At 69.8% G+C, this 2,166-nt stretch carries 1 protein-coding gene and 2 pseudogenes; 1 reads left to right on the top strand and 2 read right to left on the bottom strand.

The annotated features are described in order from the left end of the window. The coding region (locus tag ASF38_RS18835) for an EamA family transporter (protein ID WP_369815153.1) at positions 1-382 on the top strand (382 nt) is incomplete at its 5' end. A gap of 63 nt (positions 383-445) precedes the next feature. Here ASF38_RS18835 and ASF38_RS18830 read toward each other — a convergent pair. Then, positions 446-1,440, bottom strand: a pseudogene (locus ASF38_RS18830) (acyl-CoA dehydrogenase); the annotation flags it as partial. A gap of 1 nt (position 1,441) precedes the next feature. Continuing rightward, positions 1,442-2,166: pseudogene (locus tag ASF38_RS18825) on the bottom strand (acyl-CoA dehydrogenase family protein); the annotation flags it as partial.

Here is a 2,166-nt window from a genome sequence, read left to right as displayed (position 1 = left end):
GGGCGACGCCGTGGACGGCGTGGTCGGGCTGGGCGTCTCGATGCCGGTCGCCGGTCTGGTCGCCACGCTGGTGGCGGGGCCGGCCACGATCGGCCATCTCGACCTGGAGCTGCTCGTCGTCGGCATCGGACTGGCCCTGCTCGTGCCGGTGGTCCCGTTCGCGCTCGAGATGCTGGCGCTGCGCCGCCTCACGACCGCCGCGTTCGGGACGCTCATGTGCCTGGAGCCGGCCATCGCCCTCGTGGTCGGGCTCGTCGTGCTCGACCAGGTGCCCGACGTCGCTGCCGTGCTCGGTCTCGTCTGCGTCGTGGCGGCCGGCGTGGGTGCCACGCGCTCGGGCGGCCGGGAGACCGTGCCCGCGGCACCCACCCCGTCCGCCTGACTCCAGACGCACGACGACGCCCCACCCGCGACCGGGTGGGGCGTCGTCGTGGAGGTCAGGCGATCAGAACGCGGCCTCGTCGAGCTCCATGATGCTCGCGTCGACGTTCTCGGCCATCGCGCGCTCCGCCGTCAGGCGGGGCAGCACGGTGCGAGCGAAGAACGACGCCGCGGCGACCTTGCCCTCGTAGAAGGCCTTGTCGGAGCCGGTGACGCCCTCGTCGAGCCGGGCCAGCGCCACCTCGGCGCCGCGCAGCAGCAGCCACGACACGACGAGGTCGCCGAGCACGTACACGAGGCGCGTCGTGTTCAGGCCGACCTTGTAGAGGTTCTTGACGTCACCCTTCTCGTCGGCCGGGTTGCTGGCCATGAGGTCGGTGAACGCGGCACCCAGGATGGCCTGGGCGTCGTCGAGGGCCGTCGCGAGCAGCTCGCGCTCGACCTTGAGGCGACCGTTGCCGGCCTCGCTCTTGACGAACTCGCCGACCTGCTCGGCCAGGTAGCCGATCGCACGACCCTTGTCCTTCACGATCTTGCGGAAGAACAGGTCCTGTCCCTGGATCGCCGTGGTGCCCTCGTAGAGGGTGTCGATCTTGGCGTCGCGGACGTACTGCTCGATCGGGTAGTCCTGCAGGAAGCCCGAGCCGCCGAACGTCTGCAGCGACTCGGTGCCGAGCAGCACCCAGGAGCGCTCCGAGCCGTAGCCCTTGACGATCGGGAGCAGCAGGTCGTTGACCGACTCCTCGAGGGAGGCGTCCTCGCCAGACTCCTCCTTCTGCATGATCGCGTCCTGCCACGTGGTCGTGTAGAACACGAGCGAGCGCAGGCCCTCGGCGAACGCCTTCTGCGTCATGAGCGAGCGGCGCACGTCGGGGTGGTGGGTGATCGTCACGCGCGGGGCCGTCTTGTCGGAGGCCTGCGTGAGGTCGGCGCCCTGGACGCGCTCCTTGGCGTACTCGAGCGCGTTGAGGTAGCCCGACGACAGCGTGGCGATGGCCTTCGCGCCGACCATCATGCGCGCGTTCTCGATGACGCGGAACATCTGGCTGATGCCGTTGTNCGCCGAAGGTGACCTCGCAGGTGGTGGAGACCTTGATGCCCATCTTCTTCTCGACGTTCGTGACGTAGACGCCGTTGCGCTCGCCGGTCAGGTCGCCGGTCTCGTGGTCGAAGTGGATCTTGGGCACGAGGAACAGGCTCAGACCCTTGGTGCCGGGGCCGCCGGCACCCTCGACGCCCTGGGGGCGCGCGAGCACGAGGTGCATGATGTTCTCGCTCATGTCGTGCTCGCCCGAGGTGATGAAGCGCTTGACGCCCTCGATGTTCCAGGAGCCGTCCTCGTTCGGGAAGGCCTTGGTGCGGCCGGCGCCGACGTCGGAGCCCGCGTCGGGCTCGGTGAGCACCATGGTGGCGCCCCACTGACGCTCGACCATGTGGCCGGCGATCTTCTTGTCCCGCTCGGTGCCGTTCTCGAACACGATCCGCGCGAAGGCGGGGCCGGCGGCGTACATCCAGATGGGCGGGTTGGCGCCCAGCACGAACTCGGCGGTGGCCCAGATGATGGAGGCGGGGGTGCGCTGGCCACCGAGCTCCTCGGGGACCTGCAGGCGCCACCACTCGGCATCCATCCAGGCCTGGTAGCTCTTGACGAACGCGGGGTTCATCGCCACCGTCATGGCGCTGGGGTCGTAGACCGGGGGGTTGCGGTCGGCGTCGTCGAAGGACGCGGCGAGGTCCTCGCGGGCGAGGCGGTCGACCTCGCCGAGGATGCTCTTGGCGGTGTCG

Origin of the sequence: Aeromicrobium sp. Leaf272 (genome assembly GCF_001422865.1) — a bacterium.
Taxonomy (GTDB): domain Bacteria; phylum Actinomycetota; class Actinomycetes; order Propionibacteriales; family Nocardioidaceae; genus Aeromicrobium.
This window is presented reverse-complemented; position numbering and strand designations above follow the sequence as displayed.